Consider the following 21,653-nt stretch of genomic DNA (forward strand, 5'->3'; position numbering starts at 1 on the left):
TCGCGCCGCCGGTCTTCGCCAGCGTCAGGGTGATCGCAGCCGTCAGCGTCGTCTTGCCATGGTCAACGTGACCAATCGTGCCGATGTTGCAGTGCGGCTTAGTGCGTTCGAACTTTTCCTTGGCCATCGGGATCCTGCCGGCGTTGAATTCAAAGAGTTGGAGCGGGTAGCGGGAATCGAACCCGCATCCTCAGCTTGGAAGGCTGCTGCACTACCATTGTGCTATACCCGCCGCTGAAGGATGCGCGGGGTCGCGCCAGTCTCCTCAATAGTTCAGCTCTGGCGCGTGGTGGGGGAAGTAGGACTCGAACCTACGAAGCGATACCGCAGCGGATTTACAGTCCGCCCCCTTTGCCACTCGGGACATTCCCCCAGCGCGCTCAGAGCCAGATCAGATGCCTGGACAAGGGGTCTGCGCCTGAGCGAAGAACCCGTCCGGCCCCCGATTTGGAGCGCGTCTTATAATGTCCTCCCCTCGCGAACGCAACGCGCACTCGAAAGGTTCGAGAAAACAGGGTCAAAGGCCCTTCAACCGCAAGCCAGACAACGCTTCGGACGATTGGCTGTGGGGCTGGCACGCGGTTGCGGCCGCACTCGACAATCGCAAAAGAGGCGCCGCCATACGCCTTCTGGCCACCCCGGATCGGGCCAGGGAGCTCGAATCGAGATTCGGCCGTCCCAAGGCGCTGGAGGTGGTCGAGGGCGCCGCGATCAGCCAGATCCTGCCCCAGGGCGCCGTGCACCAGGGCCTGGCCCTCCGCATCCCGCCGCTCGCCTCCGTCGCGCTCGAGGACTTCGAGGCGCGGCGAGGCGCTGTGCTGCTGATGCTCGATCAGGTGACCGATCCTCAAAACGTCGGGGCGATCCTGCGCTCGGCGGCGGCGTTCGGCGCGGCCGGCGTCATCCTGCAGGACCGCCATGCGCCCAAGCTGGTCGGCGCGCTGGCCAAGGCCGCCGTCGGGGCGGTGGACAAGATCCCGACCGCGCACGTGGTCAATCTTTCCCGCGCGTTGGAGAGCCTCGCCGACCTGGGCTGGCGCGCCGTCGGCCTCGACGGCCATACCGAGACCTATCTCGACCAGGCCCTGGACGGCGGACCGACCGTGCTCGTCCTCGGGTCCGAGGGCGAGGGCCTGCGCCGCCTGGTCGCCGAGCATTGCGACGAACTGGCCAAGATCCCGATGCCCGGCGGCTTCGAAAGCCTCAACGTCTCGGCCGCCGCCGCCGTCGCCCTCTATGAAGCGAGCCGCCCCCGAAGCTGACCGGCTGCGCGAATCTCTTCTCTCCCGCGCCTAACCCGTTGCGGCGACGCGCCGGCTGTCGCATTCAGGATTGGATGATCGAAACCCTCGTAGCGCCCGGCGCCCTCGCCGCCCTTTTCTCGGTCCTGATGATCGACCTGGTCCTCGCCGGCGACAACGCCGTGGCGGTGGGCCTGGCGGCGGCCGGCCTGCCCCCAGACCAGCGGCGGAAGGCGATTCTCTACGGTCTCATCGCCGCCGTCACCCTGCGGATCGCCTTCGCCCTGATCACGGCGCAGCTGCTGGGAATCGTCGGCCTGCTGTTCGCCGGCGGACTGCTGCTGCTCTGGGTCTGCTGGAAGATGTGGCGCGAGCTGCGCGAGCAAGCCGCGCAAGACGAGGAAGTCGCGGGGGCGGTGATGGACGCCGACCCGTCCACCGAGCCCTCGCCCGAAGCCGTCGCCAAGCAGCCGAAGACCTTCCGCGCGGCCTTCATCCAGATCTTCATCGCCGACCTGTCGATGTCGCTCGACAACGTCCTGGCCGTCGCCGGGGCGGCGCGCCAGCATCCGGCGATCATGGTTTTCGGCCTGCTGCTCTCCATCGCCCTGATGGGGATCGCGGCCAGCTTCATCGCCCGGCTGCTGCATCGTTATCGCTGGATCGGCTATGTCGGCCTGGCCATCGTCCTCTACGTCGCCCTGCACATGATGTGGGAGGGGCACCAGGACATCGTCCGCGACCTGGGCAAGGCGCCGGCCTACAACGCCGCCGTCCCCGATTTCATGGACATCAAGCCCAAGGCGCCGGCCCCTGCGCACTAGGTGCGGCGGCGCGCCGCATTTTCGTGGACGGTGAAATCGGCGATTCGCCCCGGCGCTCGGCGCCAGCGCCGCGAAATTAACCAACCTGCGGCGTCGTATGGGTCCTGATAGGGGTGAAGTGTCAAATCTTCACCATATCTCTCCCCCCACACGCGAACGTTGTTGCGTGAACCCTGGCCAGATCGTTAAAGAGCCATTATCCAAATGGACGTCTTGAGATCGGTCGCCCCCGGCTGTCGGTCGATGGGACCAGGAAACTGGGGTTTTACATGAATAAGCTACTGCTCGGAGCTGCTCTCGCTGCGTCCATGCTGGCCGCCGCGCCGGCCGCGAACGCCGCGATCAACGTCGTCCTGCCGCCGGCCGCCGCCGATGGCAGCATCACTGCTGAATTCGGCCAAAGCGGCATCGCTTTCGGCGCTTTCAACCACACCTTCAACTTCACCTTCCCGTCGGCTGGCACCGCCAGCACCGGCGTGACCTCGATCAAGGTGAGCGGCAAGCCGTCCACCAACATCGACTTCACCTCGGTGACCCTGAACGGCAAGGCCTTCGCCATCACCAACGGCGTGTTCGACCTCGCCACCCTGGACGACTGGGCCGTTCCGGCCGGCGTCCAGACCCTGGTCGTCCAAGGCACCAGCGGCGGCAACGGCTCGTACACCGTCGACCTGGCCTTCGCTCCGGTCCCGGAACCGGCGACCTGGGCGATGATGATCATCGGCTTCGGCGCTGCCGGCTCGATGGTTCGCGCCCGTCGCAAGCTCGTCCCGACCGTGGCCTAAGCCACAGCGGACAAGCTGAAAGATCGACGCCGCCGGCTCTCGCCGGCGGCGTTTTTCTTTGCCTGTCGATCAGCGAACGACGACGGCGAACGGCCGACGCCTAGACCGCTTCGGAGATTCGGCGCGTCGCCAGCGCGATCGCCGAGTCGTCGCGCCGATAGAACGTCCACTGCTTGATCCGCTTGGACGTCACCAGCCTGGCCTGCACCAGGATGCGCATGTGCTCGCTCAGCGTCGGCTGGGTGACGCCCAGCTTGTCGGCCAGGAACACCGCGCAGACCCCGTCCTCCACCAGGTCGCCGTCGACCTGCGGCGGGAAGTGCGCCACCGGGTCCTTCAGCCATTCCAGAATCAGCAGCCGGCGCTCGTTGGCCATGGCGCGCAGAAGATCGGCGAGGTCCATATTGGGACTTTGCCAATCAACTAAGTTATGTCAAGTCTGCCGCCCTTCCCCTGGAACGGCGGCCCGATGATGAGCACGACTCCCTTCGTCACCCTCGACGTCTTCACCGACACCCGCTTCGGCGGCAATCCGCTGGCGGTGTTCACCGACGCGCGCGGCCTGACCGACGCCCAGATGCAGTCGCTGGCCGCCGAGATGAACCTGTCGGAGACCACCTTCGTCCTGCCGCCGCAGGACAGCGCCAACACCGCCCGCGTGCGCATCTTCAACCGCACCGCCGAGATGCCTTTCGCCGGGCATCCGTCGGTCGGGACCGGCTGGGTGCTGTCGCAGATGGGTCGCGGAGAGGTCCTGCGCCTGGAGGTTCCCGCCGGCATCGTCGAGGTCCGCATCGAGAACGGCGGCGGCGTGATCGCCGCGCCTCAGCCGCTGACGGTCGGCGAGGCCCTGCCCGTCGAGACGATCGCCGCCTGCGCCGGGTTGACGCCGGCCGACATCGTCGTCTCCGCGCACCGGCCCGTCGAGGCGACCGTCGGGGTGAAGTTCGTCTTCGCCGAGGTGACGCCGGACGCGCTCGGACGCGCCGCCCCCGACCTCGCCGCCTTCCGCCAGGCCGCGCACGATCACCCCGAACACGGCGACCGCCTCTCGCTGCACCTCTACGCGCACGACGGCGCAGGCGCCCTGCGCGCCCGGATGTTCGCCCCCAACTCCGGCACTGTGGAGGATCCCGCCACTGGCAGCGCCAATGCGACCCTAGCGGCCCTGCTGCTGTCGCTGTCCGACAAGGACGAGGCCGCCTGGACCGTGACGCAGGGGGTCGAGATGGGCCGCCCCTCCCGCCTTCGCGTCGCCGCGCGGCGAACCGCCGAGGGCGTCCGCGCCACCGTCGGCGGAGGCTGCGTGCCTGTCCTCAGCGGTCAAGCGCAGCTGGCATGAGCGATCGCAAGCCGCTGGACGCCTTCGCGACCCTCGTCATGGTCGCGCTGTGTCTATGCTGGGGCTTCCAGCAGATCTCGGTGAAGCTGATCGCCGCCGACATCACGCCCGTGATGCAGATGGGCCTGCGCTCGGCGATCGCCGCGCTCGTGCTCGGGGCCTTCACTCTGCGACGCGAGGGCCCCGCCGCGTTCGCGGACGGCTCGCTCGGTGCGGGCCTCCTGGTCGGCGCCCTGTTCGCCGCCGAGTTTCTGTGCATCGCGCTGGGCCTGGTGCTGACCAGCGCCTCGCACATGGTGGTGTTCCTCTACAGCGCCCCGATCTTCGCGGCCCTTGGCCTGCACCTCGTGCGGCCGGACGAGCGCCTGCGCCCGCTGCAATGGGCCGGCGTGCTGCTGGCCTTCGGCGGCATCGCCGTCTCGTTCCTGGCGGGTGGCGGGTCGGTGACCCGCGCCATGCTGGCGGGTGACGCACTGGGCCTGCTGGCGGGCCTTGCCTGGGGCCTGACCACTGTGGCGATCCGAGGCTCCAGGCTCGCCGACGCCCCTGCCGTGCGCACGCTCTTTTATCAGGTCGCTTTCGCGGGCGTGGCCCTCATCGCCTATGCGGCCGCGCGCGGGCAGACCGCCGTCCACTTCACACCGACGGTGGTGGGCCATCTGGCCTTCCAGATCGTGGTGATCACCCTGATCAGCTACGTGATCTGGTTCTGGCTGCTGCGGACCTACCTGGCCTCGCGCCTGTCGATCCTGTCGTTCCTGACCCCGCTGTTCGGGGTCGGCTTCGGCGTCGCGGTCCTGCATGAGCGGCTCGAGCCGTCGTTCGTCGCCGGCGCCCTGCTGGTGCTGGGCGGTATCGTCCTGGTCAGCGGATCGGACCTGTTCAGGCGGCGCTCGGCCGCCTGAACTCGGTCATCAGGCCGTTTCCGGCCCGCCGAAACGCGCCAGCCATTCGGCGACCTGCTCGTTCTCGACCTTCTTGAACAGCACCTCGGGCGCGGCGACCTTGCGGCCGGCCGGCAGGATGTCGAGCACCGCCGGTCCCTCGCCCGTCGGCCAGACCCCGGGGAAGCCCTCGCCCACCGCGAGCGCGATCTTCTCGGCCGCGAACGGGATGAAGGGTTCAGACACCTTGGCGAACAGGCCGACCAGGTTCAGCCCTGTGCGCACCACCACCGCCGCGCGCTCGGCGTCGGTCTTGATCGCCGTCCAGGGCGCCGCTTCGGTAAGATACTGGTTGCCCAGCACCCAAAGCTGCCGAAGGGCCGTGGTCGACTTGCGGAATTCCCGCGCCTCCATCAGCTCGGTCAGCTCGGCCAGCTTGGCGCTCACGTCGGCGTAGAGCCTCGCCTCCAGTTCGCCTGGCTCGCCGCCGGCCGGGACCACGCCCTCGAAGCGGCTCTCGGTGAACTTCAGGATTCGATTGACGAAATTGCCCAGCACATCGGCCAGATCGGCGTTCACCTGCGCCTGAAACTGCTCCCAGGTGAAGGTCGAATCCGAGGTCTCCGGCGTGTTGGCCGTCACCCACCAGCGCCAATAGTCGGCCGGCAGCAGTTCCAGCGCATGATCCATGAAGACCCCGCGCTTCTGCGAGGTGGAGAACTTGCCGCCGTAATAGTCGAGCCAATTGAAGCCCTTGAGCTGGTCGACCAGCTTCCAGGGCGCATTGGTCGCCGGCGTCCAGGTCCCGTCCGTCAGCTTCTCGTTTATCCCGATCAGGGTGCAGGGGAAGCCGACCGTATGGAACGGCACATTGTCCTTGCCCATGAACTCGACATAGGTCACGTCGGCCGCCTCGGGCCCACGCCACCAGCGTTCCCACTCAGCATCGGCGGCCGGACCGCGGCCGTCCTCGGCCGCGCGGGCGTCGGCCCATTCCCAGGTCGCGCCGATATATTCGATGGGCGCATCGAACCAGACGTAGAACACCTTGCCGGCCAAGCCCTCGATGTCGGGCAGTTGGCCTTCGGGGTTGGGCCCCCATTCGAAGGCGTTGACCGGCACGCCCCATTCCAAGTCGCGGGTGACGCCGCGGTCCTGCAACCCTTCGTCCAGCCACTTCAGGGCGATGGAAGTGACCAGCAGCGGCCACTGGCCCTTCTTGCTGTCGATCCAGGCCCGCAGACGGTCGGCGAACAGGCTCTGGCGCAGGAAGAGATGCTTGGAATCCCGGATCTCGATGTCTTCCGAGCCGGAAATCGCCGAGCGCGGATTGATCAGGTCGGCCGGGTCCAGAACCCGGGTGCAGTTCTCGCACTGATCGCCGCGCGCGGCGTTGTAGCCGCAGTGCGGGCAGGTGCCGATGACGTAGCGGTCAGGCAGGAAGCGCTTGTCAGCGTTGGAGTAGACCTGCTGGGTGACGCGCTCCTCGATGAAGCCGCTTTCCCAGAGTTGCTGGGCGAATCGCTGCGTCAGCCGGTGATTTTGCGGCGACGACGAGCGGCCGAAGTGATCCCACGAAAGGCCGAACCTGCGGCCAAGGTCGTGCTGCACCTCGTGCTGCTGGGCGCAGAAGGTGGCCGGATCCTGTCCCGCCTCGGCGGCCGCCAGCTCGGTTGGCGTACCGTGTTCATCGGTGGCGCAGATGTAGAGCGTCTCGACGCCTCGCGAGCGCTGGAAGCGGGCGTAGACGTCGGCCGGCAGCATGGAGCCCGCGAGCGTCCCCAGGTGCTTGATCCCGTTGATGTAGGGCAAGGCCGAGGTGATGAGGATGCGGGACATGGTGTCTCTCGAAATGAGGAGGAGCGCGCGCTTATAGGGCGCCCATATGGTTCGCCAAAGCGCAAGGACCAACCCCGGCGCTGAAAACCCTCGCCTTTTCGATGGCCAAGCTTCAGAGTGCGCCCAGGGGAAGCGGCGCTTCGTCAATGAAAACAACAGGCTGCTTCCGAGACAAAGGGAGAGACGCATGTTGAAGGGCGTAAACTGGATCGCCGTCGCTATCGCCTTTGTGGCGCTCGAGGCGCTGGGCTTTGTCTGGTACGGCCCGCTGTTCGGCGCGAAATGGATGGCGGAGATGGGAAGTCCGCAAGATCCCAAAAGCCCTCAGGTCGCGCTCGGCCTGGGCGCGGTGATCACCGTGGTCATCGTCCTGGGCCTGTCCTGGCTCCTGCGCCGACTTGGCGCCGCCTCGCTCCGGACCTGCGTCATGGGCGCTCTCGCGGCCTGGTTCTTCTTCAACTTCACGACCATGGCCATCGACTACCTCTACGTCGGGCACACGGGCGCCTTCGTGGCGATCAACATGGGCTACCAGCTCGTCTCGTACCTGATCGCCGGCGCCGTGCTCGGCCTTATGCCGCCTAAGGCAGCGGTCCCATGAAGACGAACAGGGCCCCGGCTGCGATCAGGCCGAAGCCCACCATGTGATTGAGCGTGAAGCGCTCGCCGAGAAAGGTGATCGAGAAGACCGCGAACACGGCGAGCGTTATCACCTCCTGCATGGTCTTGAGCTCGGCCGGCGAATAGGCCGCCCGTCCGATCCGGTTGGCCGGCACGGCCAGGCAGTATTCGAAGAATGCGATGCCCCAGCTGACCAGCACGATCAGCCATAGCGGCCGATGCTCGACCTTCAGATGGCCGTACCAGGCGAAGGTCATGAAGATGTTCGAGGCGATCAGCATGAAGATCGGGGCGATCGTCGCCACGTTGAAGGACAAGCGGGCTCTCCTTGCGCATTAGCGCTTAAAATCTGACGCCTTGGCCCTATAAGCTGCCAGCGTAGCGAGCGGGAGACTGGAATGCTGAACAGGGCGCTGGGGACGGTGGCGGCGGTCGCCTTGAGCATGACGCTGGCGGCCTGTGGTCAGGGCGGCGCGGCCAAGGAACAGACGCTGAAGATCTACAACTGGTCGGACTATATCGATCCGGCGATCCTGGCCGACTTCACTAAGGAAACCGGCATCAAGGTGCAGTACGACACCTTTGATTCCAACGAGGTGCTCGAGACCAAGGTCCTACAGGGGGCGACTGGCTACGACATCGTCGCACCCTCGAACCACAACGTTCCGCGCTACATCGCCGCCGGCGCCATCGCCGCGCTGGACAAGGCCAAGCTGCCGAACAACAAGAACCTGTGGCCCGAGGTCATGGCTCACATGGAGCCCTTCGATCCCGGCCAGAAGTACACCGTGCCCTATATGTGGGGCACCATCGGCATCGGTTATAACGCCAAGGAAGTAGCCAAGCGCCTGCCCGGCGTGAAGATCGATTCCTGGAAGGTGGTCTTCGACCCCGCCAACCTGGCAAAGCTCAAGGACTGCGGCGTCTACTATCTCGACGCGTCTGAGGACATGTACGCCGTGGCCCTGAACTATCTGGGCAAGGATCCGAACTCCAAGAATATCGCCGACTACCAGGCCGCCACCGACATGATGGTCAAGGCCCGGCCCTACGTCGCCAAGTTCCACTCCTCGGCCTATGTCGAGGGTCTCGCCAACGGCGACATCTGCGTGGCGGTCGGCTATTCGGGCGATGTGCTCCAGGCCAAGACCCGCGCCGTCGAGGCCAAGAACGGCGTCGATGTGGCCTACGTCATTCCACAGGAAGGCACCCAGGTCTGGTTCGACGTCTTTGCGATTCCCGCTGACGCCCCGAACCCCGGCGCGGCCTACAAGTTCCTCGACTACATGCTGCGGCCCGAGGTGATCGCCAAGGCGTCCAACTTCACCCAGTACGCCAACGCCAATATCGCGGCGACGCCCCTGGTCGAACCGGCGGTGCGCAACGATCCGAACGTCTATCCGACGCCGGAAGTGTTCAAGCGCCTCTTCGTCACCACCACCAAGGACCAGGCGCTGCTTCGCGAGGTGACCCGCATGTGGACCAAGGTGCAGACGGGGCAATGACCGAGCGCTCCCGCCCGCGCCTGAACATCGGTGCGGTTCGTTCGACCTTCGCGCCCTGGTCCGATCCGTCGGCCCAGCCGCTGGTGCGGTTCGACAAGGTGGTGAAGCGCTTCGACGGCGAAACCGCCGTCGCCGGCGTCTGCCTGGACATCTATCCCGGCGAGTTCTTCGCGCTGCTGGGCCCGTCCGGCTGCGGCAAGACCACGCTCATGCGGATGCTGGCCGGCTTCGAGGCTCCGGACGAAGGGCGCGTGCTGCTGGCCGGCCATGACCTGGCGGGCAAGCCGCCGCACGAGCGGCCCGTGAACATGATGTTCCAGTCCTACGCGCTGTTCCCGCATCTGACGGTCGAGAAGAACATCGCCTTCGGCCTGAAGCAGCAGGGCATGGACAAGGCTGCGATTGCGCGGCGCGTCGAGGAAATGCTGACCCTGGTCCGCCTCGAGGGCCTGGCCCGCCGCAAGCCCCACCAGCTCTCGGGCGGCCAGCGCCAGCGCGTGGCCCTGGCCCGCGCCATCGCCCCGTCGCCGAAGATGCTGCTGCTCGATGAGCCCCTCGCCGCGCTCGACAAGAAGCTGCGGGAAGAGACGCAGTGGGAGCTGATGGCCCTGCAGCAGCAGCTGGGCATGACCTTCCTGATCGTCACCCACGACCAGGAAGAGGCCATGGTCACCGCCGACCGCATCGCCGTCATGCGCGCCGGCCAGATCGTGCAGATCGGCCGCCCCGCCGACGTCTACGAAGCGCCCAACTCGCGCTACGTCGCCGACTTCATCGGCGACGTGAACATCTTCGAGGGCAAGGCCCAGCATGCCGACGGGTCGACCGTCCGCATGGCCAGCCCCGACGCGCCCCAAGGCTTCGATGTGATCGAGGACGATATTATCGAGATCGGCGCCACCGCCTGGCTGGCCGTGCGGCCCGAGAAGATCCAGGTGCACCTCGACGAGCCGCCGCCCGGCCCCAACCGCATGGCCGGCAAGGTCGCCGACATCGGCTACCTCGGCGACTGGACCACCTATCTGGTCGAGCTTGAGAGCGGCCGCACCATCCGCGCCGCCCGCGCCAACGCCGCCCGATTCGTGGACCGGCCCGTCGACTGGGACGACAAGGTCTGGCTGACCTTCGCCCGCGACGCCGGCGTGGTGCTGACCCAGTGAGCGGCCGGCGCGACCGCTCAGGGCTGGCCGCCCTGGCGCCGTTCCTGTGGCTCGGCGTCTTTTTCCTGTTCCCGTTCCTCCTGGTGGCCAAGCTGTCGCTGTCGGACACGGCCCTGGCGATCCCGCCCTATACGCCGCGGATCGACTGGTCCCAGGGCTGGACCGGCGTCGAGGCGTTTCTGCGGGGCCTCGACTTCGAGACCTATGCGCGCCTGCCGACCGACCGGCTCTATGTCGTCGCCTATCTGTCGAGCCTCAAGTTCGCCGCGGTCGCAACCCTGATCCTGCTGCTGCTCGGCTATCCGCTGGCCTACGCGATGTCGCGCTGTACGCCGGCGGTGCGACAGGCGCTGCTGATGGCGGTGATCCTGCCCTTCTGGACCAGCTTTCTGATCCGCGTCTACGCCTTGATCGGCATCCTCAAGCCTGAGGGCCTGCTCAACGTCGCCCTGAACGCCTTGGGCCTGCCCAGCGTCGCCCTGCTCAACACCGACACCGCCGTCTATATCGGTCTGGTCTATGCCTACCTGCCCTTCATGGTCCTGCCGCTCTACGCCGTACTGGAGCGCCAGCAGCACGACCTTTTGGAGGCCGCCGCCGACCTGGGCTGCACGCCGCTTCAGGCGTTCTGGCGCGTCACCTTCCCGATCTCTCTGCCGGGCGTGGCGGCGGGCTCCCTGCTCTGCTTCATCCCCATGGTCGGCGAGTTCGTCATTCCTGACCTGCTCGGCGGCTCGGGCACCCTGATGCTGGGCAAGACCATCTGGACGGAGTTCTTCGCCAACCGCGACTGGCCGGCGGCATCGGCCGTGGCCATCGTCCTGCTGTTCACCCTGGTCATCCCGATCGTCTTCTATCAGCGCCAGCAGGCCAAGCTGATGGAGGCCGGGCGATGAAGCGCGGCCTGACCGGATTCAACATCGCGGCTCTGGTGGTCGGGTTCGGATTTCTCTACCTGCCGATCGTTCTGCTGGTCATCTATTCGTTCAACGCCAGTCGTCTGGTCACGGTCTGGGGCGGCTTCTCGACCCGCTGGTACGGCTCGCTATTCCGCAACGAGCAGCTTCTGGACGCGATCTGGGTGACATTCCGGGTCGGCCTGATCTCGGCCACCATCGCCACGATCCTCGGAACCCTCGCCGCAGTCGCCCTGGTCCGCGCCGGCCGGTTCAAGGGGAGGACGGTCTTCTCCGGCATGATCTTCGCGCCGTTGGTGATGCCCGAGGTGATCCTCGGCCTCTCGCTGCTGCTGCTGTTCGTCTCCATCGGCCTGCCGCGCGGCTTCTGGACCGTGACCGTCAGCCACGCGACGGTGACCATGTGCTACGCGGCCGTCGTCATCCAGGCGCGGCTGGCCGCCTTCGACCGCCAGTTGGAGGAAGCGGCCCAGGATCTCGGCTGCCCACCGATCAGGGCCTTCTTCCTGGTCACCCTGCCCAATATCGCCCCCGCCGTGGCGGCGGCATGGATGCTGGCCTTCACGCTCTCGCTGGACGATCTGGTCATCGCCAGCTTCACCTCCGGCCCAGGAGCCACCACCCTGCCGATGCGCATCTACAGCCAGGTCCGACTGGGGGTGAGCCCGGAGATCAACGCCGTCTCGACCCTGCTGATCGGCCTGGTCGCAACGGGTGTCATCGCCGCCTACCTGCTCCAGATGCGCCGGCGGAAAATCGAAGACTAGAGAGGCGCCGTGCGGTCGAACCAGGGCCGCGCCTTTTCGATCTGCCCGGCAAGACGATAGAGCAGCGCCTCCTCTCCCATCCGGCCGACGAACTGGACGCCGATCGGCAGACCGCCGCGTGCGCTCCAGGCCAGCGGCAGGGTCATGGCCGGTTGCCCGGTGTTGTTGAAAGCCTGGGTGTTGGGCATGAAGGCGAACAGGCGCTGGACGTACTCGGCCGGGTTCTCGGTCAAATGTCCCACCGGGATCGCCGGGCTGCCCAGGGTCGAGAGCAGCAGCACGTCGTAGCGCTGGAAGAGGCCCGCCACCGCGCGTCCGTAGGCATGTATCGCAGCCAGGCCCCGCACGTAGGCCGAACCCGAGACCTGCTTGCCGCGCTGGCACATGAGCCAGGTCAGCAGTTCTACATCGCCCTCAGACACCGGGCGGCCGCGCCGCTCGCCCTCGGCGTCGAGCGTGGCGGCGATGCTGGCGGCGATCACGTCGCCCGCGCCCTGCTGCATGGCGGCCAGATCCCCGGGCACGTTTACCTCCTCGACCATGTGCCCCATGCCCTCGCACAGCCGCGCCGCGTCCAGCACCGCCCCGGCGCATTCCGGATCGAGGGCGTCGGACGCCAGGGCTGCGGTGGTAAAGCCGATGGAGAGCTTGCCGGGATCGCGGCCGACCTCATCGGCGAAGGGACGCTCGGGCCTGGCCAGGAAGTAGGGATCGCCGGGCTGAGGCTCACACACCACGTCGAGCAGCACCGCGCTATCGCGCACTGAACGCGTCACGGCATGCTGGATCGAGGCCCCGCCCCACCCCTCGCCGGTCGGCGCAAATGACACCCGCCCTCTTGAAGGCTTCATGCCGAACAGCCCGCAGGCCGAGGCCGGCGTGCGGATCGAGCCGCCGCCGTCGCTGGCGTGGGCTGCGGGCACGATGCCGGCCGCCACCGCCGCCGCAGCCCCGCCTGACGAGCCGCCCGGCGTGCGCCCCACGTCCCACGGGTTGCGGCAGACGCCCAGCAGCGCCGGCTCGGTCACCGGCATCAACCCGAACTCCGGCGTATTGGTCTTGCCGAAGATAACCAGCCCCGCCTCCTTATAGGCGGTGGTGATCGCGCTGTCGGACGTCGCCAGGGTGTCCTTGAACACCGCCGAGCCGGCGGTGGTCGGCGATCCGGCCAATTGCGCGCCGAGGTCCTTGAGCAGGAATGGTACGCCGGCAAGCGGCCCGCTCCAGATCGGCCGCTTGACGTCCTGGCGGCCCCATTCGGTCAGGTCCATGGTGACCGCATTGATCTTTGGATTAACCGCCGCCATTCGCGCCACCGCTGTCTCCAGCAGTTCGGCGGCGCTGACCTCGCCGTTCGCGACCAGCCCGGCCAGGCCCACAGCGTCATACTTGCGGTAGTCCTCGAAGTTCATCGGCGTTCCTCCTGATCAGCGTTCACCTGATCACAGCAGGGCCGCCCTTCCAACCGTGAGGCTCAGTCCTCGGCGATCAAGCTGTGCTTTCGGGTGTCGCGCATCCGCAGATAGGTGATCAGTGAGACGCCGATCATCGCCGTGACGTACCAGTAGAAGCCGCTCTCCATGCCCTGCTGCTTGAACCATAGGGCCACGTACTCCGCCGTGCCGCCGAAGATGGTGTTGGCTAGGGCGTAGGGCAGCGCCACGCCCAACGCTCGAATGTGGGCGGGAAAGAGCTCGGCCTTCACCACCGCGTTTATCGAGGTGTAGCCCGTCACGATGATCAGGGCGCCCAGCACGATGGCGAAGGCCGCGAACGGGTCCGATGTCTTGGCCAGCGTGGTGAAGATGATCCAGGTGAAGGCCACGCCCAGCACCCCGAAGCCGACCATCAGGGGCTTGCGCCCGACGCGGTCCGACAGCGCGCCCGCCGCGGGCTGGATCAGCATGTAGACGAACAGCGCCGCGGCGCTGATCGCCGTCGCCGTCTCGCGGCTGAAGCCAGAGGTGTTGACCAGGAACTTCTGCATGTAGGTCGAGTAGGCGTAGAAGGCGAGCGTGCCGCCGGCCGTTAGCGCAATGACCACCAGCGCCTGGCGCGGATAGTGCCGGAACAGGGCCAGGCCGCTGGAGCGCGGCGCGCCTTCGGCTTGCGCGTTCTTGAACGACTCGGTCTCGGCCAAGCCCCGGCGCAGATAGAAGACCACCACGGCCAGCGCTCCGCCGATCAGGAACGGGATGCGCCAGCCCCAGGCTTCCAGGTCTGGCTCGGGCAGGATCGCCTGCAGGATCAGCAGCACCAGCAGCGCCAGCAACTGGCCCGAGATCAGCGTCACGTACTGGAAGCTGGAGAAGAAGCCGCGCCGCTCGCGCCCGGCCATCTCGCTCAGATAGGTGGCGCTGGCCCCATACTCCCCGCCGACGCTGAGCCCCTGCATCAGCCGCGCCAGCACCAGGAGCGCCGGGGCCGCCCAGCCAATCTGATCGTAACCCGGCGAAAGGGCGATCAGCAGCGAGCCGCCGCACATCAGCGACACTGACAGGGTCAGGCCCGCTTTGCGCCCCTTCCGGTCGGAGTAGATCCCCATGATCCAGGCGCCGATGGGCCGCATGAGGAAGCCCACCGCGAACACAGCCGCAGCGTTCAGCAGCTGGGCCGTGCGGTCGCCCTGCGGGAAGAAGATCGGCGCGAAATAGAGCGTGAAGGCCGAATAGACGTACCAGTCGTACCACTCGACCAGATTGCCGGTCGAACCGCCGATGATCGAACGCAGTCGATGACTTACGGCGCTGTCGGCCATGCCGGATCCCTCCCTGACTCGGTCGGCAGACTAGGATTTCCAGGCTGCTGCGTCATGAAAAGAAGGAGCCAAAACGGCGGCCGCCCGGAGCTGCCGACACAGCTGCAAATCCCGCCTCAAGCATTAAGAAAAATTCTAATTTCCCCTAATAATTCATCACTTTAGACGCCATCGGTTGTATCTCGTTGCAACTGCATTTAGCCCCCGATACCTCCGTTATCGAAACGCTAACCAACATGCGGATCGCCGGAGATCCGCCTATGGAGGGGTCAATGACTAACCTGTTTAAAATCGCTCTCAGTGGAGCCGCCGCCGTCGCGCTACTGACCGGTGCGGGCTCCGCTTCGGCTGCGAGCCTGCTAGTGGGCGGCTATACGCTGGAAGAAGGTTCGTTCGGCACCGGCCTCGGCGTCCACTCGATCGGAACGCAGAGCGGCAACACCATCTATGGTGAAGTGAACAACGACGGTTCGTCCGTGGAGTTCAGCAGCAACGGCCTGCTCAGCCTGACCGGCAACGGTGAGGCCACGGTCACCAACAGCACGACGATCAACGACCTGACCGTGACCTTCGAGAAATCGTGGGACAACATCACGTTCTATCTGCAGGCCGAAAAGGGCAAGAACGCCCAGGATTCGCAATTTACCCTGCTGGTGAATGGCGCGGCGCTCTTCACCGGCCCGGCTTGCTCGTTCTGCGTGGCGACGGGCGGCGGCAGCAAGTTCACCATCTCGGGACAAGGCATCAACAGCCTGGCCTTCACCTTCAATCCGGGCATCGACACCGCCAAGCAGTTCCGGGTCGAGGGTCTCAGCTCCGCCGTTCCCGAGCCGGCCACCTGGGCGATGATGATCGGCGGCTTCGGCCTGGCGGGCGTCGCGCTCCGTCGCCGTCGGATGATCGCCGCCGTCGCCTAGACCCACCAAGCGCAGCGACGAGAAAGAGGGCCGTGCGGATCCGAGCCGCACGGCCCTCGCCTTATCCGCCGCGTGAATGGCTTGGCAGCGAGCCTGCGTCGTGGCATCCGTCGCTCCGAGCGGCGCATGCGCCGCCGCGCCGGCTTAGCTCAGTTGGTAGAGCAGCGGTTTTGTAAACCGAAGGTCACGGGTTCAAGTCCTGTAGCCGGCACCACGTCCCCGCCCTCTTCGCAACGGCCCCGCTGAGGCGTATGGACGGGCGCATGGACGCCAAGCCGATTACGGTTTTCATCGACGCCGACGCCTGTCCCGTCAAGGACGAGGTCTATAAGGTGGCCCAGCGCTACGGCCTCAAGACCTTCGTGGTGTCCAACGCCTTCATGCAAATACCGGTCTCGCCGCTGATCGCGCGGATGATCGTCGATGCCGGTCCCGACGCAGCCGACGATTGGATCGCCGAGCAGGTCGCACCCGGCGATGTTGTCGTGACCAACGACATTCCCTTGGCCGAACGGGTGCTGAACGGCGGCGGCCATCCCATCTCGGCCCACGGCAAGCCCTTCACGCCCGACTCGATCGGCTCCGCACTCGCTCAGCGCGCGCTGATGGAGCACATTCGCTCGACCGGCGAGATCACCGGCGGGCCGCGCCCGTTCGATCGCAACGACCGCTCCCGCTTCCTCCAGGCTCTCGACGAGACGATCCAGAAGGAACGACGTCGCCGCGCCCTGCAACCACGTCTATGACCAGCCTGTTCGCCAGCAACGAGGGGATCTCGACCATGCGCAACGCCACCCTGATGACCGTCTTGGGGGCCTGCGCCCTCCTCGCCGCCTGCGGCAAGGGCGGCGAGACCGGGAAGACCGCCGAGGCGCCGGTCGCCGCGCCCTCCAGCGACGCCGCACTGCCGGAACCTACGGCGGAAGAGAAGAAGGCGCTGCTGGCCAGCCTGCCGGCCCCCTACAACACCGGCGATCTCGAAAACGGCAAGGCCAAGTTCGCCATGTGCCGGTCCTGCCACACGATCGTCCAGGGCGGCGCGAACCTGACCGGCCCCAACCTCTACGGCATCTTCGGCCGCAAGGCCGGCTCGGTCGCCGACTACAAGTATTCCGACGCCGTGAAGGCCGCCGGCTTCACCTGGGACGCCGAGCATCTCGACAAGTGGCTGGCGCAACCGCGCGACTTCCTGCCCGGCACCAAGATGACCTTCGCAGGCCTGAAGGCCGAAAAGGATCGGGTAGACCTGATCGCCTTTCTCAAGGTCGAAACCGGCTACAAGGCTCCGTAGGACGCTAACTCTCCAAACAGTCAACCTTGACGAGAATTGGCTTCGGCCGCAGGATCATGCGGTCGAGGCTGCGCTTGCATCTGTCAGCCGAGATCCTGCGCCGGCCCGTGCGACACCCCCTTGTCGCCGACGGCGCCACCCCGACAACTCGCCTCCCCCTCGGGGGAGGCTTTTTCGTTGTCGTCAGCGGCCTATTATTCGGCGGCGTTGGCGGCGCGCGCCTGCTCGGCTTCCTCGAACGCCTCGATGCGGCGCGCCGTGGCCTGGGGCGATTTTGTGAAGCGCGCCAGCATGTTGTAGAAGACCGGCACGATGAACAGCGTCAGCAGGGTCGAGAAGATCGCCCCGAAGAAGATGACCACGCCGATGGTCTTGCGGCTTTCGCCGCCGGCCCCGCCCCACATGATCAGCGGCACCGCGCCGGCCGCCGCGGCGATCGAGGTCATGATGATCGGGCGCAACCGCAGCGAGGCGCTTTCGATCACCGCCTCGCGCACCGACAGCCCCTCGTCCCGCAACTGATTGGCGAATTCGACGATCAGGATGCCGTTCTTGGCCGCAATCCCGATGAGGATGATCAGACCGATCTGGCTATAGGTGTTCACGGTCGAGCCTGCCACCAGCAGGCCGAACAGGCCGCCCAGCGCGGCCACCGGCACGGTCAGCATGATCACCGCCGGGTGGATCCAGCTCTCGAACTGCGCGGCCAGCACCAGGAACACCAGCAGCAAGGCCATGGCGAAGGCCAGACCCACCGCGCTGCCCGCTTCCAGATAGTCGCGGGCCATGCCGCCCCACTTGATCTGCGGACCGGGCGGCAGCTTGGCCACCTCCGCCTCGAAGAACTTCACCGCCTCGCCGATCGGATAGCCGGGGTTCAGCTGCGCCGATAGCGTCACCGAACGCAGCCGGTCGACGCGCGAGCGGTCGGGCGTGTCGCCCCGCACCTCGGTCGTGGTCACGGTCGAGAGCGGCACCAGTTGGCCGGAATTGGCTCTCACATAGAGGTTGCCGATATCCTGCTCGGTCTGGCGCTTGTCGCGGTCGGTCTGCAGGAGGACGTCGTACTCCTGGCCGTTCTTGATGTAGGTCGTCACCCGCCGGGTGCCGAAGTTGCTCTCCAGAGCCCGGCCGACCGCCTGAGCCGAAACGCCCAGGGTCGCGGCCTTATCGCGGTCGATGCTGACCAGCACCCGCGGGCTCGTCGGTTCGTAATCCAGGCGCGCGCGCGCCAGGCCCGGATTGGCTTCCGCCGCCGCCAGCAGCGGCTTGATCCACTGGGCGATCTGCCCGTAGTCGTCGCCGACCGCGATCACGTCCACGCCGCCGCCCCCGCCTCCGCCGCCGCCCCGCGAGAAGGCCGGCCGCACCGAGGCGATCGCGCGCACCGAGGTGATCGACGACAGCTCGCGGTTCAGTTGGGCCGCCAGCTCGTTGGAGGTGACGCCGGTGTCCGGCGCCACGTTGGCGTTGCCGAAGCCGCCGTTGAACTGCGTATTGCCAAAGCGCGGGACGCCGACGATGTAACGGGTGATCAGGCCGTCCTTGCGCAGCTCCTGCAGCCGCGCCTCGACCTGATTGGCCGCCTTCATCGTGTAGTCGAAGCCCGCGCCCTCCGGCCCGATCATGCTGAGATCGATGCGGCCGCGATCCTCGTCGGGCACCAGTTCACGCGGCAGCGCTGCGAACAGCCCGCCGGCGCCGAGCGCCAGCACCGCCACCATCACGCCGGTGGCGATGGTGGCGCTGCGCTTGCCCAGCAGAGCGTCCAGCGAGGCGTGATAAGACGACTTGAGCTTGTCCATGGCCGCGTCCACGTGGCGGGCGATGAAGCCCTCCCCGTGCGCGGGCCGCAGCAGCTTGGAGGCCAGCATAGGCGACAGGCTGAGCGCCAGCAGGGCCGAGAACGCCACCGCGGCGGCCACGGCCACGGCCAGCTCGACGAACAGCCGGCCGATATAGCCCGGCAGGAACATCAGCGGCGCGAAGACCGAGATCAGGACGATGGTGGTGGCGACCACCGCGAAGAACACCTGCCGCGCGCCGCGCTGGGCCGCGACGATCGGCGGCTCGCCATCGTCGATCCGCCGCTGGATGTTCTCGACCACCACGATGGCGTCGTCGACGACCAGACCGATGGCCAGCACGAGAGCCAGCAGGGTCAGCAGGTTCAGCGAAAACCCGAGCGGCGCCAGCACGATGAAGGTCGACAGAATACAGATCGGGGCGACGATCGACGGGATGAGCGCCGCCCGCCATGTCCCCAGGAACAGGAAGTTCACCAGCGCCACCAGCGCCAGCGAGATCCCCATGGTGATCCAGACTTCCTCGATCGCGTGCTTGGTGAAGACGGTGTAGTCGACCGCCACCTCCAGCGACGTGCCCTTCGGCAGCGCCTTGTTCAGCTCAGGCAGCACATCGTGGACGCCCTGGGATATCTCCAGATCGTTGGCCTGCGACTGGCGGGTGATGCCGATGCCGACCTGGTCGCGGCCGTTGGAGCGGAAGGATCGACGGCGCTCGTCGGGCCCCTCCTCGACGCGGGCGATGTCGCCCAGGCGGGTCACATAGGGCTGTGTGGCGTTGCCGGTTGCGACCGCGGCCGCCCCGCCCGACGGAACGACCGGCAGGTTCGCGAATTCGGCGGGGGTCGAGTAACCGCGCCCGACCCGGATCGTGAAGTCCTTGTCCGGCGCTTCGAGCGAGCCGGCCGGCAGTTCCAGGTTCTGGCTGTTCAGCGCGTTCTCGACGTCGTCCACGGTGACGCCGCGCGCGGCCATCTTGTCCGGGTCGAGCCAGATGCGCATCGAATAGAGCTGGCTGCCGGCGACATACACCTGCGCCACGCCCGGGATCGTCGAGATCCGCTCCACAAGGTAGCGGTCGGCGTAGTCCGACAGCTGCAGCCGGTTCAGCGTCGATGACGAGAACGAGATGAACATGATGGCCGAACCGTCGGCCGTCGCCTTGGCGATCTGCGGCGGGTCGGCCTGCAGCGGCAGGTTCGCGGCCACGCGGCTGACCGCGTCGCGCACGTCGTTGGCGGCATCGTCCAGGTTACGATCCAGCCGGAACGAGATGTTGATGTTCGAGCGCCCATCGCGAGACGAGGAATTGACCCGGTCGATTCCCTGGATGCCGGAGATCTGCCGCTCGATGACCTCGGTGATGCGTTCCTCGACCACCTCGGCCGACGCCCCGCGATAGGTCGTGGAGATCGACACCACGGGCGGATCGACGCTGGGCAGTTCGCGCACGGTCAGGGAGGCGAACGCCGCCAGGCCGACCACGCAGAGAATGATCGCCGCGACCGCGGCGAAGACGGGCCGACGGACCGAAAGGTCGGACAGCATCATGCGCCGGGCCGCGCGGCGCGCGCTCCCGGCTGCGGCCCGGCCATGGCTTCACGCGAGCCAGGGGTGATCGGCTTCACCGGCTGGCCCGGCTGGATCTTGTTCAGGCCGTCGGCGACGATCTGCTCGCCGGCGCGCAGGCCGTCCTTGATCTCGACCATGCCATCCTGGCGCGCCCCGGTCAGCACCGGGCGCTGTTCGGCGATGGTGTTATCGCCCTGCTTCGTCAGGACGAAAACGAAGTTCGAAGCGCCCTGGACCGAGACGGCCGCCTCGGGGGCCGCCACCACCGGGCGCTGGCCGCGGGCGATGCCGACCCGCAGCATCATGCCCGGCTTCAGGCGACGGTCGGGATTGGGGAATTCAGCGCGCGCGGTGATCGCACGGGTCTTCTCGTCGATGCGGGTGTCCAGTTTCTGGATGCGCCCGGTGATCTTCTCGCCCGGATAGGCGTCGATGCTCGCGACGATGGGCTGGCCCTCGCGGACCGAGGCCAGGTAACGGTCCGGCACCTCGAAATCCACGCGGATGGCGCTGACATCGTCCAGGGTGACGATCGGCGCGCCGGGATTGATCAGAGCGCCCGGCGCAATGTCGGTCAGACCGACGACTCCGGCGAACGGGGCGCGGATGGTGCGGTCGCCTTCACGGGCCCGCGCGGCGTCCACGTCCGCCTTGGCCGCCAGATAGGTCGCCTCGCGCTGGTCCAGCGCCGATTTGGACGCAAAACCCTGCGCGGCGAGCTGCTTCCAGCGATCGTAGTCGCGCTGGGCCTGCACCAGCTTGGCCTGCGCCTGCACCAGCGCGGCGTTCTGCTCGGTCGCCTTCAGCTCGACCAGCACCGCCCCCTTGGGCACGTATTGCCCGTCGCTGAAGCGCACCTTGTCCACCAGCTGCGTGGCCGCCGCGCTCAGGATCACCGACTGGCGTCCCTTGGCCAAGCCGATCACGTCGATGGTGTCGGTGAAGATCTTCTGCTGCGCGCCCACCAGGACCACCGGGGTCGGGCCGCCCATGCCGCCGCGGCCGCCGCCGCCGCCCGGACGGCCGCCACCGGGGCCGCCCTGGGCCATCGCGGCTCCTCCGCCGCCCGGGCCGCCGGGCCCCTGCTTCTTGCCAAGGGTCAGCTTCCAGGCGCCTGCGGCCACCATCAGGCCCAGAATTACAAGGGCGCCCACGAGGAAGAAGTGGCGGCGTATCAAACTGCAGGAACTCCTGGCCGCATCGAAGTCGAGGCGGGATGGTCGTGAATCGAGACGCGTCTTATGGCGACGACTTAGGCGCCGTCCAGTGACAGAACGATGGCTTAGCGTGTCCGCTTTGAAATAGAGGCGCTTACAGACGCCCCGAGATATTCCTTGGGCAGCGAAAATACGTGCGCAACGGTAATCGCAAAGAAAACGGGCGCCGCTAATCCGGCGCCCGCCTTGTCCGTTCCTCTAACTGAGC

The 21,653-nt window shown here is 66.9% G+C and carries 20 protein-coding genes, 3 tRNA genes and 1 pseudogene; 14 read left to right on the forward strand and 10 right to left on the reverse strand.

The window, feature by feature from the left end; all coding sequences use genetic code 11:
* The 3 genes from ACE3T2_RS16760 to ACE3T2_RS16770 all read right to left on the reverse strand — a co-directional run.
* Nucleotides 1-127: GTP-binding protein (locus ACE3T2_RS16760; protein ID WP_374659549.1), on the reverse strand; the 127-nt coding region annotated here is incomplete at its 3' end.
* Between the two features lie 31 nt (nt 128-158).
* Nucleotides 159-232 (reverse strand) — tRNA-Gly (locus tag ACE3T2_RS16765).
* A 55-nt stretch (nt 233-287) separates the two neighbouring features.
* Nucleotides 288-373: transfer RNA gene (locus ACE3T2_RS16770), tRNA-Tyr, on the reverse strand.
* 91 nt (nt 374-464) lie between these two features.
* On the opposite strand from ACE3T2_RS16770, the gene rlmB reads away from it, so the two are divergent.
* The 3 genes from rlmB (at nt 465) to ACE3T2_RS16785 (ending at nt 2,850) form a co-directional block, all read left to right on the forward strand.
* Nucleotides 465-1,262: a 23S rRNA (guanosine(2251)-2'-O)-methyltransferase RlmB gene (gene rlmB, locus ACE3T2_RS16775; RefSeq protein ID WP_374659398.1), complete on the forward strand. Its 798-nt coding sequence runs from the start codon at nt 465-467 to the stop codon at nt 1,260-1,262.
* A gap of 74 nt (nt 1,263-1,336) precedes the next feature.
* Complete coding sequence (locus tag ACE3T2_RS16780) at nt 1,337-2,065, forward strand: TerC family protein (protein WP_374659400.1); 729 nt, start codon at nt 1,337-1,339, stop codon at nt 2,063-2,065.
* A gap of 269 nt (nt 2,066-2,334) precedes the next feature.
* Nucleotides 2,335-2,850 carry an FxDxF family PEP-CTERM protein gene (locus tag ACE3T2_RS16785; RefSeq protein ID WP_374659402.1) on the forward strand — a complete coding sequence of 172 codons (516 nt, stop codon included), beginning with the start codon at nt 2,335-2,337 and terminating at the stop codon, nt 2,848-2,850.
* A 100-nt stretch (nt 2,851-2,950) separates the two neighbouring features.
* Here the strand turns inward: ACE3T2_RS16785 and ACE3T2_RS16790 are convergent, their stop codons facing one another.
* Nucleotides 2,951-3,253, reverse strand: coding sequence for an ArsR/SmtB family transcription factor (locus ACE3T2_RS16790; RefSeq protein ID WP_374659404.1), 303 nt, complete (start codon nt 3,251-3,253; stop codon nt 2,951-2,953).
* 69 nt (nt 3,254-3,322) lie between these two features.
* Here ACE3T2_RS16790 and ACE3T2_RS16795 point away from each other — a divergent pair, with 69 nt between their 5' ends.
* Complete coding sequence (locus tag ACE3T2_RS16795) at nt 3,323-4,192, forward strand: PhzF family phenazine biosynthesis protein (RefSeq protein ID WP_374659406.1); 870 nt, start codon at nt 3,323-3,325, stop codon at nt 4,190-4,192.
* Nucleotides 4,189-5,097, forward strand: coding sequence for a DMT family transporter (locus tag ACE3T2_RS16800; protein ID WP_374659408.1), 909 nt, complete (start codon nt 4,189-4,191; stop codon nt 5,095-5,097). Before ACE3T2_RS16795 ends, ACE3T2_RS16800 begins: the two co-directional genes overlap by 4 nt.
* Before the next feature lie 9 nt (nt 5,098-5,106).
* Here the strand turns inward: ACE3T2_RS16800 and metG are convergent, their stop codons facing one another.
* The gene (gene metG / locus ACE3T2_RS16805; protein WP_374659410.1) at nt 5,107-6,915 is read right to left on the reverse strand and encodes a methionine--tRNA ligase; all 1,809 of its coding nucleotides are present in this window, start codon (nt 6,913-6,915) and stop codon (nt 5,107-5,109) included.
* Between the two features lie 187 nt (nt 6,916-7,102).
* Here metG and ACE3T2_RS16810 point away from each other — a divergent pair, with 187 nt between their 5' ends.
* Nucleotides 7,103-7,516: a DUF1761 domain-containing protein gene (locus tag ACE3T2_RS16810; RefSeq protein WP_374659412.1), complete on the forward strand. Its 414-nt coding sequence runs from the start codon at nt 7,103-7,105 to the stop codon at nt 7,514-7,516.
* Here the strand turns inward: ACE3T2_RS16810 and ACE3T2_RS16815 are convergent.
* Nucleotides 7,497-7,817 (reverse strand): DMT family protein, encoded by a 321-nt coding sequence (locus tag ACE3T2_RS16815; protein WP_374659551.1) that lies wholly within the window; start codon nt 7,815-7,817, stop codon nt 7,497-7,499. The genes ACE3T2_RS16810 and ACE3T2_RS16815 overlap by 20 nt on opposite strands.
* A 117-nt stretch (nt 7,818-7,934) precedes the next feature.
* Here ACE3T2_RS16815 and ACE3T2_RS16820 point away from each other — a divergent pair, with 117 nt between their 5' ends.
* Genes ACE3T2_RS16820 through ACE3T2_RS16835 form a run of 4 tightly spaced genes read left to right on the forward strand, consistent with a single transcriptional unit; the run spans nt 7,935 to nt 11,885 of the window.
* Entirely contained in the window at nt 7,935-9,041 is a 1,107-nt protein-coding gene (locus tag ACE3T2_RS16820) for a polyamine ABC transporter substrate-binding protein (protein ID WP_374659414.1), read from the forward strand.
* Nucleotides 9,038-10,201, forward strand: coding sequence for an ABC transporter ATP-binding protein (locus ACE3T2_RS16825; protein ID WP_374659416.1), 1,164 nt, complete (start codon nt 9,038-9,040; stop codon nt 10,199-10,201). The genes ACE3T2_RS16820 and ACE3T2_RS16825 overlap by 4 nt, the downstream gene beginning before the upstream one ends.
* A complete protein-coding gene (locus ACE3T2_RS16830) occupies nt 10,198-11,097 on the forward strand; it encodes an ABC transporter permease (protein ID WP_374659418.1) in 900 nt (299 codons plus the stop codon). Before ACE3T2_RS16825 ends, ACE3T2_RS16830 begins: the two co-directional genes overlap by 4 nt.
* On the forward strand, nt 11,094-11,885 hold the full coding sequence (locus tag ACE3T2_RS16835; protein ID WP_374659420.1) for an ABC transporter permease: 792 nt from the start codon (nt 11,094-11,096) through the stop codon (nt 11,883-11,885). The genes ACE3T2_RS16830 and ACE3T2_RS16835 overlap by 4 nt, the downstream gene beginning before the upstream one ends.
* Here ACE3T2_RS16835 and ACE3T2_RS16840 read toward each other — a convergent pair.
* Nucleotides 11,882-13,297, reverse strand: a complete 1,416-nt coding sequence (locus ACE3T2_RS16840) for an amidase (RefSeq protein ID WP_374659422.1) — start codon at nt 13,295-13,297, stop codon at nt 11,882-11,884. The genes ACE3T2_RS16835 and ACE3T2_RS16840 overlap by 4 nt on opposite strands.
* Before the next feature lie 62 nt (nt 13,298-13,359).
* A complete protein-coding gene (locus ACE3T2_RS16845; protein ID WP_374659424.1) occupies nt 13,360-14,643 on the reverse strand; it encodes an MFS transporter in 1,284 nt (427 codons plus the stop codon).
* Nucleotides 14,644-15,443: 800 nt separating this feature from the next.
* On the opposite strand from ACE3T2_RS16845, the pseudogene ACE3T2_RS16850 reads away from it, so the two are divergent.
* From ACE3T2_RS16850 to ACE3T2_RS16865, 4 genes and pseudogenes are all read left to right on the forward strand, one after another.
* Nucleotides 15,444-15,560: pseudogene (locus tag ACE3T2_RS16850) on the forward strand (PEPxxWA-CTERM sorting domain-containing protein); the annotation flags it as partial.
* A gap of 138 nt (nt 15,561-15,698) precedes the next feature.
* Nucleotides 15,699-15,774: transfer RNA gene (locus tag ACE3T2_RS16855), tRNA-Thr, on the forward strand.
* A 49-nt stretch (nt 15,775-15,823) separates the two neighbouring features.
* The gene (locus ACE3T2_RS16860; protein ID WP_374659426.1) at nt 15,824-16,306 is read left to right on the forward strand and encodes a YaiI/YqxD family protein; all 483 of its coding nucleotides are present in this window, start codon (nt 15,824-15,826) and stop codon (nt 16,304-16,306) included.
* A gap of 35 nt (nt 16,307-16,341) precedes the next feature.
* A complete protein-coding gene (locus ACE3T2_RS16865) occupies nt 16,342-16,851 on the forward strand; it encodes a cytochrome c family protein (protein WP_374659553.1) in 510 nt (169 codons plus the stop codon).
* Nucleotides 16,852-17,045: 194 nt separating this feature from the next.
* Here ACE3T2_RS16865 and ACE3T2_RS16870 read toward each other — a convergent pair whose 3' ends face one another.
* Both ACE3T2_RS16870 and ACE3T2_RS16875 read right to left on the reverse strand, forming a co-directional pair.
* Nucleotides 17,046-20,204 (reverse strand): efflux RND transporter permease subunit, encoded by a 3,159-nt coding sequence (locus ACE3T2_RS16870; protein WP_374659555.1) that lies wholly within the window; start codon nt 20,202-20,204, stop codon nt 17,046-17,048.
* Nucleotides 20,204-21,406, reverse strand: a complete 1,203-nt coding sequence (locus ACE3T2_RS16875; RefSeq protein WP_374659428.1) for an efflux RND transporter periplasmic adaptor subunit — start codon at nt 21,404-21,406, stop codon at nt 20,204-20,206. Before ACE3T2_RS16875 ends, ACE3T2_RS16870 begins: the two co-directional genes overlap by 1 nt.
* Nucleotides 21,407-21,653: the final 247 nt, after the last annotated feature.

Origin of the sequence: Phenylobacterium sp. (genome assembly GCF_041919955.1) — a bacterium.
In the GTDB taxonomy this organism is placed as follows: Bacteria; Pseudomonadota; Alphaproteobacteria; order Caulobacterales; family Caulobacteraceae; genus Phenylobacterium.

Coding starts and splice junctions, on each gene's coding strand:
- ACE3T2_RS16800 (WP_374659408.1), top strand. CDS start 4,189: ATGAGCGATCGCAAGCCGCTGGACGCCTTCGCGACCCTCGTCATGGTC.
- ACE3T2_RS16790 (WP_374659404.1), bottom strand. CDS start 3,253: ATGGACCTCGCCGATCTTCTGCGCGCCATGGCCAACGAGCGCCGGCTG.
- ACE3T2_RS16785 (WP_374659402.1), top strand. CDS start 2,335: ATGAATAAGCTACTGCTCGGAGCTGCTCTCGCTGCGTCCATGCTGGCC.
- metG (WP_374659410.1), bottom strand. CDS start 6,915: ATGTCCCGCATCCTCATCACCTCGGCCTTGCCCTACATCAACGGGATC.
- ACE3T2_RS16795 (WP_374659406.1), top strand. CDS start 3,323: ATGAGCACGACTCCCTTCGTCACCCTCGACGTCTTCACCGACACCCGC.
- ACE3T2_RS16845 (WP_374659424.1), bottom strand. CDS start 14,643: ATGGCCGACAGCGCCGTAAGTCATCGACTGCGTTCGATCATCGGCGGT.
- ACE3T2_RS16860 (WP_374659426.1), top strand. CDS start 15,824: ATGGACGCCAAGCCGATTACGGTTTTCATCGACGCCGACGCCTGTCCC.
- ACE3T2_RS16835 (WP_374659420.1), top strand. CDS start 11,094: ATGAAGCGCGGCCTGACCGGATTCAACATCGCGGCTCTGGTGGTCGGG.
- ACE3T2_RS16780 (WP_374659400.1), top strand. CDS start 1,337: ATGATCGAAACCCTCGTAGCGCCCGGCGCCCTCGCCGCCCTTTTCTCG.
- ACE3T2_RS16815 (WP_374659551.1), bottom strand. CDS start 7,817: ATGCTGATCGCCTCGAACATCTTCATGACCTTCGCCTGGTACGGCCAT.
- ACE3T2_RS16865 (WP_374659553.1), top strand. CDS start 16,342: ATGCGCAACGCCACCCTGATGACCGTCTTGGGGGCCTGCGCCCTCCTC.
- ACE3T2_RS16810 (WP_374659412.1), top strand. CDS start 7,103: ATGTTGAAGGGCGTAAACTGGATCGCCGTCGCTATCGCCTTTGTGGCG.
- ACE3T2_RS16870 (WP_374659555.1), bottom strand. CDS start 20,204: ATGCTGTCCGACCTTTCGGTCCGTCGGCCCGTCTTCGCCGCGGTCGCG.
- rlmB (WP_374659398.1), top strand. CDS start 465: ATGTCCTCCCCTCGCGAACGCAACGCGCACTCGAAAGGTTCGAGAAAA.
- ACE3T2_RS16840 (WP_374659422.1), bottom strand. CDS start 13,297: ATGAACTTCGAGGACTACCGCAAGTATGACGCTGTGGGCCTGGCCGGG.
- ACE3T2_RS16825 (WP_374659416.1), top strand. CDS start 9,038: ATGACCGAGCGCTCCCGCCCGCGCCTGAACATCGGTGCGGTTCGTTCG.
- ACE3T2_RS16820 (WP_374659414.1), top strand. CDS start 7,935: ATGCTGAACAGGGCGCTGGGGACGGTGGCGGCGGTCGCCTTGAGCATG.